10 protein-coding genes are annotated in these 15,127 nt (G+C 46.6%); 3 read left to right on the plus strand and 7 right to left on the minus strand.

From position 1 onward, the window contains the following. Positions 1-47: 47 nt before the first annotated feature. Entirely contained in the window at positions 48-2,294 is a 2,247-nt protein-coding gene (locus ECHVI_RS18160; protein ID WP_015267488.1) for a sodium-translocating pyrophosphatase, read from the minus strand. Positions 2,295-2,615: 321 nt separating this feature from the next. Between ECHVI_RS18160 and ECHVI_RS18165 the strand changes: the two genes are divergently transcribed. Next, positions 2,616-3,605 carry an NAD(P)H-quinone oxidoreductase gene (locus ECHVI_RS18165; RefSeq protein ID WP_015267489.1) on the plus strand — a complete coding sequence of 330 codons (990 nt, stop codon included), beginning with the start codon at positions 2,616-2,618 and terminating at the stop codon, positions 3,603-3,605. A gap of 365 nt (positions 3,606-3,970) precedes the next feature. Beyond that, positions 3,971-5,377 carry an amidohydrolase family protein gene (locus ECHVI_RS18170; protein WP_157501512.1) on the plus strand — a complete coding sequence of 469 codons (1,407 nt, stop codon included), beginning with the start codon at positions 3,971-3,973 and terminating at the stop codon, positions 5,375-5,377. A 20-nt stretch (positions 5,378-5,397) separates the two neighbouring features. Here the strand turns inward: ECHVI_RS18170 and menC are convergent, their stop codons facing one another. Continuing rightward, complete coding sequence (menC, locus tag ECHVI_RS18175) at positions 5,398-6,495, minus strand: o-succinylbenzoate synthase (RefSeq protein ID WP_015267491.1); 1,098 nt, start codon at positions 6,493-6,495, stop codon at positions 5,398-5,400. A 108-nt stretch (positions 6,496-6,603) separates the two neighbouring features. On the opposite strand from menC, the gene ECHVI_RS18180 reads away from it, so the two are divergent. Beyond that, positions 6,604-7,827 carry an S-adenosylmethionine:tRNA ribosyltransferase-isomerase gene (locus tag ECHVI_RS18180; protein WP_157501867.1) on the plus strand — a complete coding sequence of 408 codons (1,224 nt, stop codon included), beginning with the start codon at positions 6,604-6,606 and terminating at the stop codon, positions 7,825-7,827. On the opposite strand, the gene ECHVI_RS18185 is transcribed toward ECHVI_RS18180, so the two are convergent. From ECHVI_RS18185 to ECHVI_RS18205, 5 genes are all read right to left on the minus strand, one after another. Then, complete coding sequence (locus ECHVI_RS18185; RefSeq protein WP_015267493.1) at positions 7,824-8,240, minus strand: LytR/AlgR family response regulator transcription factor; 417 nt, start codon at positions 8,238-8,240, stop codon at positions 7,824-7,826. The two genes, ECHVI_RS18180 and ECHVI_RS18185, sit on opposite strands and share 4 nt — an antisense overlap. Positions 8,241-8,568: 328 nt before the next feature. Then, the gene (locus ECHVI_RS18190) at positions 8,569-11,727 is read right to left on the minus strand and encodes an efflux RND transporter permease subunit (protein ID WP_015267494.1); all 3,159 of its coding nucleotides are present in this window, start codon (positions 11,725-11,727) and stop codon (positions 8,569-8,571) included. Positions 11,728-11,768: 41 nt separating this feature from the next. Continuing rightward, complete coding sequence (locus tag ECHVI_RS18195) at positions 11,769-12,875, minus strand: efflux RND transporter periplasmic adaptor subunit (protein WP_015267495.1); 1,107 nt, start codon at positions 12,873-12,875, stop codon at positions 11,769-11,771. A 22-nt stretch (positions 12,876-12,897) separates the two neighbouring features. Next, complete coding sequence (locus ECHVI_RS18200; RefSeq protein ID WP_015267496.1) at positions 12,898-14,232, minus strand: TolC family protein; 1,335 nt, start codon at positions 14,230-14,232, stop codon at positions 12,898-12,900. 110 nt (positions 14,233-14,342) lie between these two features. Next, positions 14,343-14,915, minus strand: coding sequence for a TetR/AcrR family transcriptional regulator (locus ECHVI_RS18205; protein WP_015267497.1), 573 nt, complete (start codon positions 14,913-14,915; stop codon positions 14,343-14,345). Positions 14,916-15,127: the final 212 nt, after the last annotated feature.

Here is a 15,127-nt window from a genome sequence, read left to right on the forward strand (position 1 = left end):
AATCATCTTCGAGGCTTTAAATCGTTACTTTTCAGGTTCTTAATACATCACTCCATTCGTTGTCCGTCACCTTTCTCCCTAATCCGCTCTTCATCCTGAAGCAATGCTAATTTTTCCGATTCTTTTTCCATCTTGATTTCTTTTGCATCATCCTGCTGATCACTTACCACATGAGCCGGTCCTTCAGCTATATGAGGTGCAATGATCAACGAGACAATGGAGGTCAGTTTGATCAAAATATTCATGGAGGGGCCAGAAGTGTCCTTAAAAGGATCTCCAACAGTATCCCCTGTCACAGAGGCTTTGTGCGCGTCTGATCCTTTGTATTCCATTTTACCATTGATCTCCACGCCTTTCTCAAAAGACTTCTTGGCATTGTCCCAAGCTCCTCCGGCATTGTTCTGAAAAATCCCCATCAATACTCCAGAAACCGTCACTCCGGCCAGCACTCCTCCAAGTACTTCCGGCCCAAAAAGGAAGCCCACAATGATGGGCACCAGTAACGCCAACGCTCCAGGTGCGATCATCTCCCGAATGGAAGCACTGGTGGAGATCTCCACGCATTTATCGTATTCTGGCTTGGCCTTGTATTCCATGATCCCAGGAATTTCCTTGAATTGCCGCCTGACTTCATTGACCATGTCCATGGCAGCCCGGCCAACTGCCGCAATGGCCAAAGACGAAAAGATAAAGGGAATCATGGCGCCTACAAATAATCCTGCCAACACATCGGCTTTATAGATATCAATGGAATCAATGCCAGCAATGCCCACATAGGCCGCAAACAACGCCAAGGCTGTCAACGCCGCCGAAGCGATCGCAAACCCTTTTCCGGTAGCAGCAGTGGTATTGCCCACGGCATCCAAAATATCCGTGCGCTCCCTTACCGCTTTGTCACAACCGGACATTTCTGCTATTCCGCCGGCATTGTCCGCAATAGGCCCAAAGGCATCAATGGCCAGCTGCATGGCCGTAGTCGCCATCATCCCGGCAGCTGCAATGGCCACGCCATACAAGCCTGCGCTTAAGAATGAGCCGTAAATCCCTGCTGCCAACACTAAAATCGGCAATACCGTAGACTCCATCCCAATCGACAGCCCTCCAATGATATTGGTGGCATGACCGGTCGACGACTGTTTGATGATGCTATTGACAGGCCTTTTGCCCATGGCGGTATAATGTTCCGTGATAATGCTCATCAAGGCGCCTACCACCAATCCGATCAACACGGCCCCAAACACCCCTGTTTTGGTAAACACGGGGGAATGGTCACGGAGCATGACCAAATCACCATCTGGAAGCATAAAATTGATCACAAAGTAAGATGCCGCGACGGTCAGTAAAATAGAAATCCAGTTGCCCTTGTTCAAGGCAGCTTGCACACTATCGGTTTCTTTGGATATTTTCACAAATAAAGTTCCTACGATCGAAAATACCACGCCAAGCCCCGCTATCATCAAAGGCAATAACACGGGCGCGATCCCTCCCATCTGATCATTGGAAACGATCTCCCTGCCGAGCACCATAGACGCCAAAATGGTCGCCACATACGAACCAAATAGGTCCGCTCCCATGCCGGCCACATCACCGACATTGTCGCCGACATTATCGGCAATGGTGGCAGGATTACGGACATCATCCTCTGGAATGCCTGCTTCCACTTTTCCCACCAAATCTGCCCCCACATCTGCTGCTTTGGTGTAAATCCCCCCTCCTACACGGGCAAACAACGCGATGGACTCGGCTCCCAATGAAAACCCGGCCAACACCTCCAATGCCCGTTCCATATCCAGGCCATTCACATCTCCACCGTTGGAAACCACATAAATATGATAAAATACAATAAACAACGAACCCATGCCCAAAACCGCCAAACCTGCTACTCCTAGCCCCATTACCGTCCCTCCTGAAAAGGACACTTTCAAGGCTTTTGCCAGTCCCGATTTGGCCGCTTGGGTAGTGCGGACATTTGCCTTGGTGGCGATATTCATTCCGATATATCCCGCAAATGCTGATAAAAATGCACCCAAAACGAAGGATGCCGCAATCACCGGACTGGAGTTTTCTACCAAGGTACCTGACCAAGCCAAAACGATTCCGGCAATGACCACAAAATAAAAGAGCACTTTCCACTCAGCCTTCAAAAATGCCATGGCTCCTCGGGCAATATGGCCTGCGAGTTCTACCATATTTTCATCGCCAGTGGGCTGCTTATTCACCCATGCTGACTTTACGGCCATAACGATAAGCCCCAAAATCCCCAGTAAGGGGACCACGTAAATCATCTGTTCCATAGTATGTATTAGCGGTTTTTTAAATGTTTTATACCTAAACAAATATATTACTATTCAACTATGAAACAACCAGCACATTCATTATGAAAACACTTCGTATGACAATTATAAATTTGGACTTGACACCCAAAATCAAAAAACATTAACAATTAATTAATCGACTATGTTTTTATTTACTAAAACCAAAACCCACACCAAGTTTTATTGAAAATCAAAGGATTGGGTATTTTTTTCCTTTTTATAGTAGCATTTGCTTGGGTGCAATTTTTTAATCCCTCTTTCCATGCTTTATATTTACCATAAGCAAAACGAGAAACCATGATGAAAGCCGTCGTAATCACTGAAGCAGGAGGACCTGATGTGCTGCAAGTACAAGCACGCGACATCCCTAATCCGGGACCTCACGAAGTCTTGATAAAAGTTGCCGCATCCGGTATCAATCGCCCCGATGTGGCCCAAAGGAAAGGGTTATACCCGGCTCCCGAAGATGCTCCAGCAGATATTCCCGGCCTAGAAGTCTCCGGAACCATCTCTGCGATAGGAAAAGACGTCAAAAACTGGGAGCTGGGCGACGAAGTCTGTGCCTTGGTGGCAGGAGGTGGTTATGGGGAATTTGTCACCGCACCGGCAGTACAGTGCCTCCCCATTCCAGAAGGTGTCTCGCTTTTGGAGGCGGCTGCGCTGCCCGAAACCTTTTTCACCGTTTGGAACAATGTTTTTGATATTGGGGGATTCCAAGCGGGCCAAACGGTACTCGTCCATGGCGGCACCAGTGGCATAGGAGTCACGGCCATCCAAATGATCAAAGCGCTGGGCGGTAAAGTCATCGTGACAGCAGGAAGCCGTGAAAAATGTACCTTCTGCCAAAATTTGGGAGCGGACCTCGCCATCCATTACAAAGACGAAGATTTCGAAGAGGTAATCAAAGCCCACCCGGACTTTAAAAAAGTAAACATCATCCTTGATATGGTCGGGGGAGATTATACCGCCAAAAACATTCGGCTGCTCCGTCCAAAAGGGAAATTGATCATGATCAATGCCATGAAAGGGCGCATGGGAGAAGTGGACCTGCTGAGAATTATGGCCAACCAATTGACATTGACAGGCTCCACCTTGCGTCCCCAGTCCATTGGATATAAAGGCCATATTGCGAAAAATCTACAAGTACACGTCTGGCCTTTCTTTCCCGAAAAGATCAAGCCTGTTATCCATAAGGTATTCCCACTACAGGAGGCCGCAAAAGCCCACCAACTCATGGAAAGCTCGGAACATATCGGCAAAATCCTCCTTCAAATCCCTGTGGAAGTTTAGCCCGTTAGGCATCCTTCGACTCCTTGCCTCCCGGATAGGCAATCGCTCAGGAGGACATCCTTCATATGATTACTTAAATAGCAGTTGTAAAAGCATCCTCTTTCGTCATGGCGAGGAGATGGGACGAAGCAATATCGCTTCCAATCTTCCCGCCCCTTAGTGGCAGCAGCGACTCAGGTTAATGGTTGAACGATCATTCCTGAAAAACATGACGAAAATCACCCCTCAGCAATATGGCTTGATCCAGATCAGGCAGTATAATCGGGAAACCAGCCGCTCCGAAGCGAATATGGCCTGATTTTTTCGTTCATATTAGCCAAGAAAGGGACAACTGTGTATATTTAGACAAGCCAATGCTGAACTCCATGAGAAAAAACGTTTCCTACTTGTTTATGGCAATGGTCACACTGGTGGCCATTGCATGTCAAGATAAAAATGATCAAAAAGGGCCACCGGCAGTCACTGCTAAGGTGATCGCGGACGTGAACATCATCGATATCAGAAGCGGCAGCATCTCCAAGAAGCATGTCGTGATCGATTCGGGAAAAATCCAACAAATCCTTCCCGCTTCCAAAGATGAAGCCGAAGTAATCGAAGAAGCAGAACTGATCAATGGCGAAGGCAAATACCTGGTTCCAGGCCTGGCTGAAATGCATGCTCATCTTCCAGCAGTCATTTGGAATGATCCCCAAATGGAAGAAACCCTTTTCCTATACCTCTCCAATGGCGTCACTACCGTCCGTGGCATGCTGGGCCATCACTTGCACCTTGAACTAAAAGAGAAAGTAACCAAAGGCGAAATGCTAAGCCCGCGGATCTATACTTCCAGTCCTTCCCTTAACGGCAATACCGTCACCAGCCCCGAGCAAGCCATCGAAAAAGTCACCGCCTACCAAAAGGATGGTTTCGACTTTCTCAAGCTCCACCCCGGTCTCAGGCTACATGTTTTTGATCAAATTGTCCAAACCGCCAAAAAGGTAAACATCCCCTTTGCCGGCCATGTATCCACCTTGGTCGGGATCAGGCATGCGCTTCAAAGCGGCTATGCCACCATTGACCATGTGGACGGTTTTTTGGAAGGATTGGTACCAGCATCCGCTCAGGTAAACCCGAACGAAAATGGCTTCTTTGGGTATGATTTCACCGAAAAGGTGGACACCACGCTGATCCCTGAACTCGTCCAACTTTCCAAGGAAAACCAAGTATGGGTGGTGCCTACCCAGAGTTTGTTTACCCGTTGGTTTTCGCCCACCCCTGCAGCGGCACTGGCCAAGGAACCTGAAATGGTATACATGGCCCCAGAAGTCATCGAAAACTGGATCAACAGCAAGAAGAACCTTACCGAAACGGCAGATTACAGTGCTGAGCGATGGGGAAAATTTATGGAAATCAGAAAAAAACTCATCCGTAGCCTTCATGAAAATGGATACGGGTTGCTCTTGGGTTCAGATGCCCCACAGGTTTTCAATGTCCCGGGCTTTTCTATCCAACATGAAATGCAAGCCATGGTAAACACCGGATTAAGCCCTTTGGAAGTCCTCCAAATGGGCACCCTCCATCCTGCCCAATACTTCAAGGAAGAGGGGAACTTTGGCGAAATAAAGGAAGGCGCCAGTGCTGACCTCATCCTTTTGGACAAAAATCCACTGGAGGATATTGCTCATATGCAGCATCCACATGGTGTGATGGTAAGGGGTACATGGATTAGCCGTGAGCAGATTGACCAGAAACTCAAAGCCATCGACGATAAGTACGATAAATTGAAGAAATGACAGCGGTAATCGTGTCTGATTTAATCCCCCCATTGCCGGCCAGGCTGATAAACCAGCTGCCCTTTTTGGATTTCCAGGGGAGATGCGATATTGTTATGATAAAGCTGCCCCGTTCCCAATCCCTGCGGGAGGTCGGTAGGATACGAAGCGGTAAGCTGGGCAATTGCATTAAGCCCTATATTGCTTTCCAAGGCAGAGGTCATCCACCAGCCTATCTGCCGGGCTTCCGCTAACCTGATCCACTCCCGTGTAGCCTTGATCCCTCCTACCAACGTAGGCTTCAAAATAATGAAAGGTGGCTTGATCGTATCCAACAAAGCTGCTTTTTCCTGCAACTCCGTCACCCCGATCAGTTCCTCATCCAAGGCTATCGGCAGAGGACTGCTTGCGCACAGACGCTGCATTTCCAGGTATTGTCCGGCCTTGATGGGTTGCTCGATACTATGGAGATCAAATGCCGCCAATCGACGTAATTTATCCATGGCTTCTGCTGGTGAAAAAGCGCCATTTGCATCCACACGAAGGGTAATCTCATCCGCTGAAAATCGCTCTCGAATGCCTGCTAAAAGCCTGCATTCCTCTTCAAAATTGATGGCGCCAATTTTCATTTTGATGCACGTAAACCCTTGGGCCAGTTTGTCCTCTATTTGCTGATGCATAAAAGCCGCATCCCCCATCCAAATAAGGCCATTAATGGGAATTTTGGCTTGGCCACTAAAAAAATCATTGTCCATGATCAGCTTTCGCCCGCCATGATGCAAATCCAGCAAAGCCGTCTCCAATGCAAAACGAACACTGGGGCAATCAGTCGCTACCATTTCTTCACAAAACGCCAGTATGCATTCCTCTGATCGGTGGATCTCCTTCTCAGACACATTCTTTACCAGTGTATCCAACAGGCTTGGAAGGTCTTTTCCCTCTTCCGGACTGAGCTTGGGCAAGGGTCCGGCCTCGCCCCATCCGACGGTTTCAGGATCATCCTGTGACCAAATCTTTATGAAGTAGGAATCCTTTGTTTTTAACACCCCTCTGGAAGTGCCTGCATCAAATTTAAAATCCAAGGTATATTTGTGCCAGCTGGCGTTAACTTTAAGGGGATTTGGCTGCTGATGGTTCATGTCTGATCGTAATGCCTTATATTTGCTGTCCGAAAAACAAAGCTAAGGGAATCAATGGTAATTACCTTTCCCCTGCCAGGAAAATCCCAACAATTAAGAGGTATGCAAATGGACACCACGGCCGAAATCAAACTTTCCGATTATCAATACGACCTTCCTGAAGACCGTATCGCCAAATTTCCTTTGGAAAAGCGGGACCAATCTAAGTTGCTGCACTATGAAAACGGAAAAATAGCGCATCACCGCTTTTATGAGCTCCCGACTTTATTGCCATCCAACACCCTAATGGTGTTTAACAACACCAAAGTCATTCCGGCACGGTTGATATTCCAAAGGGATTCCGGAGCCAAGATAGAGGTTTTTCTCCTGCAGCCCACAGCACCCAGCACGCTCATCAACGAAACCATGATGCACACCGGTACCGTTACTTGGCAGGCTATGATCGGCAATTTGAAGAAATGGAAAGACGGAGAAGTCCTGCAAGGTAAAGTGATGGCCAACGGTACAGCACTGACCATACGTGCAACGCTTGAAAACCGCGAAGAAAGACGGGTAAAGATAGACTGGGATGATGACCACCTGACCTTTGCGGCAGTAGTAGAGGCCGTAGGCGAAGTACCGCTTCCGCCCTACCTTAATCGGAAAGCCACCAATGAAGATAAGCCCCGCTACCAGACGGTATACTCCCAAAAAGAAGGTGCCGTGGCAGCTCCCACTGCTGGCTTACACTTCACTGATGAAATCCTCAAAAAACTTTCAGATACCGGCATCCAGACCGACTACCTTACCCTCCATGTCGGTGCGGGCACTTTCCAGCCCATCAAAGCCGAAATAGTAACCCATCACCCCATGCACAGCGAGCAGGTGGTGGTCACCAAAGAAAATATCAGGCACTTTCTAGCGCACGACGGTAACATCGTGGCCGTTGGCACCACTTCAATGCGTTCATTGGAAAGTATTTATTGGTATGGTGTGAAACTACTAAACGGTGACAGCAAAGAATTCCAAATCCAAAAACTTTACCCCTATCAGAAACAGCTAAAAAAGGCTACTCTAAAAGAGAGTTTACAGGCTATTTTAGATTACATGAATGCAGAAAACCTCCATGAAATCACTGGCAGCACAGAAATCTTTATCATGCCAGGCTATGAATTCAGGGTCTGTAACGGCTTGCTCACCAATTTTCACCAACCCGCCTCCACGCTGATACTCTTAGTAGCAGCATTTACCAAAGGTCGGTGGCAAAACATTTACCATGAAGCCCTCAGCCACGATTACAGGTTTCTAAGCTATGGAGATAGTAGTTTATTGTGGCACCATAAAAAGGCCTAAGCCCCGGCACCCAACTTGTTTATTCCATGAATGAGTTTTTGGTAATACGTACGGCCTACCGGTACCCGTTCTTGCTCAATGGTCACTTCCTTGGGCGAAATGGTCGTGATCCTGTCGAGCCTTACGAGATAGGATTTATGAATCCTCACAAATTCCTCTTCCGGTAATATGGCTTCAAATTCCTTGAGTATGTTGCGCAGTGAATACACTTTGTCCTTCGTGACCAAAGTGGTATAATTCCCATCCCCTTTCAGCCAAAGGACATTTTTGAACTTCACACGCCGAAGACAGCCCTTGTCCCTTACAAACAAGGCATCTTTTATCAACAGCTCGTCATGTTCAGAGTGGTGGTTCTCTAGGTTTGAGTTTTTTTTATTCATTGCAGTCCCGTGATGATAGATTACTTCTCCCATAGTTTTTCTTTTTTTTGGAGAGTTATTATTAAAAACTTAAATCAATTAACACTAATTGTATTTATGATGACTTTATAATTAAGACCCTGACCAACTTCAAAATACCGGTTTTGATTACCTTATTTTTCTTCAGAAATCAGTAACAAAAATGAAATGACCAGTTGATTTTGCGGGCTTCTCAATTATTTATCTGCATAAATATAAACATAATATACATATTTATGTATTCAAAAGTCATTTTTTTTAATAATAATTAAAAAATAATAGCCTGGCATTAGGAAAATCCCCCCAATACCAGGCTATTTTATTACCGAGTTGATGCTGAATATCAGGTCTCAGGCTGATATTGCTCTTCGAGCTCTCTCAGTTTTTTACGGCCATAGGCAATTTTGGTAATCACCACATAAAGAACGGGCACCACAAAAATCGCCAAGAAGGTTGCGGCAAGCATCCCACCGATCACCGTCCAGCCAATGGTTTGTCTGGCTACAGCACCAGCGCCATTGGAAAGTGCCAATGGAACCACTCCAAGGATAAAGGCAAGGGAAGTCATCACAATCGGCCTCAACCGCAGCTTTACCGCCTCGATCGTCGCGGCAAGTAATGGCATCCCGGCATCCACCCGCTCTTTGGCGAATTCCACGATCAAAATGGCATTCTTCGCAGCTAACCCGATCAGGGTCACCAAACCGATCTGTGCGTACACGTTATTATCGAGTTTTGGCAAAAACGTCAAGGCGAGGATTGCTCCAAAAGCTCCCAATGGCAAGGCCAATAGAACCGAAAACGGAACCGACCAGCTTTCATAAAGTGCTGCCAATAATAATGACACCAAGATAATCGCCAAGGCAAAGATCAAAATGGTGGTATTCCCAGAAGCCAGCTCTTCCCTACTCAGGCCGGAGAAATCATATCCGTAACCTGCCGGAAGCACCTCTGCGGCCACTTCTTCCAATGCAGCCAAGGCCTGTCCACTACTGTAACCCTCTGCTGCATTACCATTGATTTCGGTAGATCGGAACAAGTTATAGTGATTGATCACCGGAGCATTTTCGACTATTTCATAATCTACTACTGCCCCCAATGGCACCGACTTTCCTTCCCTGTTCATCACATAATATTGATCCAGGTCTTTAATATCCATACGGTAAGCGGTGTCTGCTTGGGCCACGACACGGAAATTACGGCCATAGCGGGTGAAATCATTGACATAAGCACTTCCCATATACGTGGACATGGTAGAGAACACATCAGAAATCGCTACCCCTAACTTTTTGGCTTTCTCTCGATCCACGGTCACATGATACCCGGGTGTCTTGGCGGTAAAGAAACTGTAGGCCATGGCTATTTCGGGGCGTTGGTTGGCTGCGCCCAAAAACTGGCCGACCACCTGCTCAAATTCTTTGATATCACCACCTGAACGTTGCTCGAGCATAAAGCTAAAACCACCGGTCTGGCCTAAACCCGGAATAGCCGGCGGTGGCACGACGATGATATTGGCTTCCTTGATGGCTGCAAATTTTTGGTTCAGCTGCCCAATCAACCCAAAGAGCTGCTTGGAAGGATCCTGACGCTCGTCCCATGGGTCCATCTGAACGAAGAACGTACCACTGTTTGATTTAAAAGAGAAATTGATGGCATTAAGCCCTCCAATCCCTGTCACATTTCGGATCCCATCTGTAGTGGTGATCATCTCCACCATCTCATCCATGATCGCTCGTGTCCTACTCGTGGAAGAACTTTCCGGCAGCTCCAAAGAAATGAAGAGCCTTCCCTCATCTTCTGTCGGCAAGAAACCTGTCGGTTTGACCTGGAAGAGTCCTACCGTCCCCGCATAGATACAGACAAGGATAATGAGCACCAATGGCGTAGCTTTAATACTTTTCTTCACCCCATTGCCATAGGAGCTGGTCACCCGCTCAAACCAGGTGTTAAACTTGTAGAAGAATTTATTTATTCCTTTGGAATCCTTTTTCACTTCCATAGGCTTCAGCAACAAACTACACAAGGCAGGTGTCAACGTCAAGGCCACAAAGGCAGAAATCAATACGGAAATCGCAATGGTAATCGCAAACTGCTGGTACATCCGGCCCACAATTCCTGGGATAAACCCTACCGGGATAAATACAGCCGCCAAGATCAAGGCAATGGCGATTACCGGCGCAGTGATGTCCTTCATGGCCAATAAAGTCGCCTCCTTCGCAGAAACCCGCTTGGAATCAATATAATGCTGCGCTGCTTCTACCACCACAATGGCATCATCCACCACAATACCGATCGCCAGTACAAACCCAAACATGGTCAGGGTATTGATGGTAAAACCTAGCGGAATAAAGAATATAAAAGTCCCTACTATCGACACTGGAATCGCCAAAATAGGAATCAAGGTCGCTCTCCAACTCTGCAAGAAGAGGAATACCACTATGATCACCAAGATCAAGGCCTCCACCAAGGTATGCAGCACTTCATCGATGGATACCTGCACCACGGACACAGATTCAAAAGGAACCACGTAATCCATATCTGCCGGGAAGGTGGCTTTCATTTCATCCAAGGCATTATAAATCCCCTCAGCGGTGTCGATGGCATTACTTCCCGGTGCTTGATACACCAACAAAATCGCAGCAGGTTCACCATTTACAGTAGAAAACCTTCCATAATCAAATTCTCCAAATTCAATACGCGCAACATCTTTCAAGTACACCAGGCTCCCCGAAGTAGGATCAGTCCGGACGATAATGTCTTCAAACTCCTCTTTCCGTTCCAACTTGCCGTTTACTGTAATGGGATATTCAAATGTCTGCGAGGCCAACTGAGGCATGCCTCCGACGGTACCGGCAGCCACCTGAAGATTTTGCTCCTGGATGGCAGCAGTTACTTCACTGGTAGAGATATTGTATTGCGCCAGCTTATCCGGCTTCAGCCAAACCCGCATACTGAAATCCTGGCCTATGGCATTGATATCCCCTACACCTGGTACCCGTAATAAGGCATCTTTCACGAAGATATTGGTATAATTGGACAAGAACTTGGTATCATGGGTACCTTTCGGTGAATACAAACTGATCACCATCATGATACTTGGATTCCGTTTACGCACGGTCACCCCAAGCCGTTTTACCGCTTCCGGCAGCCGTGGTTCCGCAATACTCACCCTGTTTTGCACATCCAACGTGGCAATGTCAATATCTGTCCCCACATCGAAGGTGACGTTCATGTTCATTTGCCCCGTACTGGTATTGGTACTGCTGATATAAGCCATACCCGGGGTCCCGTTTACTTGTGTCTCGATCGGTGTCGCGACGGTTTGCTCTACCGTTTTGGCATCAGCACCCGTATAGTTGGCAGATACTGATACTACAGGAGGCGTAATATCTGGATATTGTGTCACCGGTAGGTTGACAATGGAGATGGCTCCAACCAATAAAATCACTATGGAGATCACCATCGCCGTCACCGGTCTTTTGATAAAAACTTCGGATATCATAAAATTATCTTACTTTGGCGTTTTAAAAGGATTGTTTTCACTTAGGCATCTATCTGTACCTTAGCGCCTTCTCGTAGTTTCTGAATACCTTCCACTACTATTTTTTGACCAGGCTTAAGCCCTTCTCTCACCACAATCTCTGCCCCTACCTTAGTGCCGAGCTGGACATTTTGCTGGTGTACTACACTGTCATCACCGACTACATAGACAAAATACTCGCCCATCTGCTCTGTCACGGCCTTAAAAGGTATGGCTATTTGGTCGCCGATATCTTGATTCAACACCCGCAGGTTTAAGGTCATCCCGGGAATCAATTCGCGGTCGGGATTTGGAAATTCTACCCGCATGTTGATCGTACCGGACTGTCTGCCCACTGCACGGTCAATAGTGGTCAATTCTCCATGATGTCTGTATACATCATTTTCCCCAAACTGAATGGTAAAGGTAGAATCAGGTAGGCTTTCATTTTTCATCATCTTGCTGAACCTTCTGACGTCCCGCTCATTGACCACAAAGTCCACCAATACCGGATCATTGGAAGAAAGGGTGTTCAAAAGGCTTTGGCCAGCAGAAACCTGGGCGCCTAACCTTACCTGTGAAATCCCTACGGTACCGGAAAAAGGAGCAGTGATCACCGAATAATTGTAATCGGTCAAGGTACTTCTTACCTGCGCCTCGGCTGAGGACACTTGAGATTCAGCTGTCAGGATATCAGCTTTTGCATAGTCCAATTGCTGCTTGGCGATGGCCTCTTGCTTGTCCAGCGCCTCGTATCGAGCCAAATCTTTCTTTACTCGCTCTAAATTGGCCTTGGCACTTTTTAAGGTAGCCTGCGCTTGCTCATAGGCCGCTTGGTACTTGCTCCTGTCTATTTCATAAAGCTTTTGGCCCTTGGCCACTTCCTGACCATCTTCCACAAAAATCTTGTTAATATACCCACTCACTTGTGGCCTGATCTCAATCTCATTTAAGGGCACCACCGTACCCGGATAGAGGTCCAGTCCTGTCACATGTTTGCTGGTCACCGATGTAGCGTGTACGGAGATCACTTGCTGGCCTTGACCTGCTTGCGTATTTGCTTCAGAGCCACAAGAACTCACCACGCCTGCGACTCCCACAACGAAAATTATCCACAAAAACTTTTTCATTTCCCGATTGATTATATGCTGTTTAGTTGATTTCTATATTTCCCAATGCTCTGTCCAGATCGATCTTACTGGACATTAAATTGTACATGGCATTGAAGTGGCTCAATTGTGCCGTCCTCAATTCTGTCTCTGCTACGATCAGATCGACATAAGCCTTGATCCCTTCATCGTACTGCAGCTTGATGATATTGTACACTTCCTCAGCCAATTGCATGTTTTCCTTGATGGTCTTCCACTCGTAAAGGTCACTTTTGTAATTGGCTAGGGCTGTTTTATATTCCGTGTTTATCTGCTTCTGCAGGTTTTGTTTCTCTACTGAAACTTTTTCCTGCTGCAGTTCCGCGATCTTGATATCCTGATGCCGCTTCCCGCCTTGGAAAATGGGCAGGGAAAGGGTTAGCCCCAAGCCCGATGTAGGATAGCTTCTGTCGTACAACTGCGAGAAAGCATTGTTAAAGTACAGCCAGTTATAATTGTAATTGGCCGTAAGCGTAGGCAAGTATGCCCATTTTTGGTACCCTGTATTCAATTGTGCCAACTGCTCTTCGGTCTGGATTTGCTGGAATTCTATCCTGTTTTCTGGAAGCATCACCTGGGAGGTATCCGTCAGGGCTTTCTCTTCCATTGCTTCTACATTATAGTCCAATGCCAATGAAGCATCGACTGGATATCCCATCAACTGCTTCAGGTAAGCTAATTTGGCGTCCACACTCTCATCTGCCCTTCTCTTATTGCTACGGGTATTGGAAAGCGTAATGGCCGCACGCTGGTAATCTGTCTTGTCCACTAATCCGGATTCATAGCGGCTCTTGGCGTCACTGTATTGCTTCTGGAGACGAACCAGGTTTTCATCGATGATTTTGAGCTGTTCATAGGTCAACAGCACATCATAAAACGCCTTGCTCACGTCCACGACAGTAGCAATCTCCACATTGGTTTTGTTTTGGTCCCATTGCTGCTTGATGTATTTGGATGTCCTTCCGGCAAATATCTGCTCCCTGTTGATCAGGTTTTGGTCTACCTGTAGGGAAATTGATGAATTATAATTCTGACCAAACGTAATCAATTGATCACCGATGATCTGCTGCTGTAACTTGATGTTTTTGGTCCCAGCGGCAGAGGCTGAAATTTGGGGAAACCATCCCGACAAGCTGGATTTGATTTCCCGGTCTCCAATCCGCTCATCCAAAAAAGCCTGCTGCATGGCAGGTCCATTATCCAAAGCATATTGAATACACTGATCCAGTGTCAGCTCTAGCTGACCTGGGTCGCCCGTAGCCTCCTGTCCATACAGCAAACCGGGCAAAAATAAGTACCCCGTCATAAGCCATAAGAGTACACGATTTCTCATTTTCATAAAACTGTTGATTGAAAACACTTAATTATACACCTATTTAATATTGAACTTCTCCTAAGCCTGTCGAAAGTTTCTTTTGGGTTTATTTCAGGAGGAATGGCTTCTTTGGGCTAGGTTTGTTGCTTAATTCCATCCCATACGATCTCTGCAATTTCACCAAGGTTGATATCGTCCAAATTCATTTTTTTATGGTGATGGAGTTCTACTTTAACCGAGCTGACAATGCTTCCATGGACCATAATGGCCAATATTTGAGGTCGCGCCCCTGTTCTCAGTGCCCCGCTCTCTAATCCACTTTCAAAAAACTTCTGCATCCAACTATACCATGGATTATCCTTGACCTGCATCTGATCCGTAAAGTAAGGGGAGTTGTAAAACTGCTCCAAAAACCGCTGGATAGCGGCTTCCTTAAAGTAAAAACGCTTCATGGTATGCCAAAACTGCATAAAGCGTGTTTTGAAATCCAAACTGGCGTCATCAGCCTCTGTCGCGACATTCACCAACTTTCCCACTACATAATGATAGAGCTCCATGATCAAATCATCCTTGTTTTTGAAGTGATGATAAATGGTTCCTGCAGCGACATTGGAATTTTTGGCCACCATGCTCATCGGACATCCATGAAACCCATGGTCCTTGATCAATTCCAGCGTGGCCTCAAGTATACTTTCCCTTTTATTCATTTGTCTTTATCCATAAAACCGAATGAACATTCAATCGATTTTGAAACAGTTTAGTTCCCTAGGATATGTTTTTTTTATTTTATTTGCTTGGGCTACTTTCTATCAGATAAAATCACCTGTCCCACTGCCCAGTTTCACCTTGGGATATTATACTTGAGGAGTTCAATAATTCCACAACACTACCTCCTTGACAAAATATAACAGCTTACTGC

Origin of the sequence: Echinicola vietnamensis DSM 17526 (assembly GCF_000325705.1) — a bacterium.
GTDB lineage: Bacteria > Bacteroidota > Bacteroidia > Cytophagales > Cyclobacteriaceae > Echinicola > Echinicola vietnamensis.

What these genes read in the sequence shown, in the direction of transcription:
- ECHVI_RS18160 (WP_015267488.1), bottom strand. Translation starts at nt 2,294, where the DNA reads ATGGAACAGATGATTTACGTGGTCCCCTTACTGGGGATTTTGGGGCTT.
- ECHVI_RS18165 (WP_015267489.1), top strand. Translation starts at nt 2,616, where the DNA reads ATGAAAGCCGTCGTAATCACTGAAGCAGGAGGACCTGATGTGCTGCAA.
- ECHVI_RS18170 (WP_157501512.1), top strand. Translation starts at nt 3,971, where the DNA reads ATGAGAAAAAACGTTTCCTACTTGTTTATGGCAATGGTCACACTGGTG.
- menC (WP_015267491.1), bottom strand. Translation starts at nt 6,495, where the DNA reads ATGAACCATCAGCAGCCAAATCCCCTTAAAGTTAACGCCAGCTGGCAC.
- ECHVI_RS18180 (WP_157501867.1), top strand. Translation starts at nt 6,604, where the DNA reads ATGGACACCACGGCCGAAATCAAACTTTCCGATTATCAATACGACCTT.
- ECHVI_RS18185 (WP_015267493.1), bottom strand. Translation starts at nt 8,240, where the DNA reads ATGGGAGAAGTAATCTATCATCACGGGACTGCAATGAATAAAAAAAAC.
- ECHVI_RS18190 (WP_015267494.1), bottom strand. Translation starts at nt 11,727, where the DNA reads ATGATATCCGAAGTTTTTATCAAAAGACCGGTGACGGCGATGGTGATC.
- ECHVI_RS18195 (WP_015267495.1), bottom strand. Translation starts at nt 12,875, where the DNA reads ATGAAAAAGTTTTTGTGGATAATTTTCGTTGTGGGAGTCGCAGGCGTG.
- ECHVI_RS18200 (WP_015267496.1), bottom strand. Translation starts at nt 14,232, where the DNA reads ATGAAAATGAGAAATCGTGTACTCTTATGGCTTATGACGGGGTACTTA.
- ECHVI_RS18205 (WP_015267497.1), bottom strand. Translation starts at nt 14,915, where the DNA reads ATGAATAAAAGGGAAAGTATACTTGAGGCCACGCTGGAATTGATCAAG.